The 541-nt window shown below is 61.6% G+C and carries 1 protein-coding gene; it reads left to right on the top strand.

Annotated elements, in window-relative coordinates:
* The first annotated feature begins 135 nt into the window (after positions 1-135).
* The gene (locus tag D5687_RS11095; RefSeq protein WP_021083031.1) at positions 136-498 is read left to right on the top strand and encodes a hypothetical protein; all 363 of its coding nucleotides are present in this window, start codon (positions 136-138) and stop codon (positions 496-498) included.
* Positions 499-541 lie beyond the last annotated feature (43 nt).

The raw sequence follows: 541 nt of genomic DNA, 5'->3' as shown, positions 1-541 counted from the left end.
ACGAAATAGAAGACGAGATATGCCGTCGCACTGAATAATTTGTCACCAAGGGCGCTGCCGCCCCGTGCTACCCCTGGGCATGTTGTCCACCTGCGGCGCGGTAGGTTCAGCGGCGTGATACTTACGGGTGCGTTCTTGGCCGATGCCGCCGCAGCGGTGGACAACAAACTCAATGTGCAAGGCGGCGTGCTGTCCAGATTTGCGGTCGGTCCTGACCGGCTGGCCCGATTTGTGTTGGTGGTGTTGACGCAGGCGGAGCCTGACAGTTCGGACCGCGACATTACGGTCGAGATGAGGCCGCCGACCGATGACGAACCGATACGCCTGAATTTCGAGGCGCCCGAAGCGGCCGTTGCCGAGTTCCCCGGATTCGCATTCTTCGAAATCCAACTGCGCCTGCCGGTTAACGGCCGTTGGGTGCTGGTGGTGACTGGCGGCACCGGAGCGATATCGCTTCCGGTGCTGGTGAGCGACATGCCTGCGACGATAGGTTTTTGACGCGCCGGTCTTGAGCGACGACCCCCGGGGCTTTGCAGAAAGG

This window comes from Guyparkeria sp. SCN-R1 (genome assembly GCF_003932495.1).
In the GTDB taxonomy this organism is placed as follows: Bacteria; Pseudomonadota; Gammaproteobacteria; order Halothiobacillales; family Halothiobacillaceae; genus Guyparkeria.
Note: the sequence above shows the minus strand (reverse complement) of the source record. Positions and strands in the feature narration are given on the sequence as shown.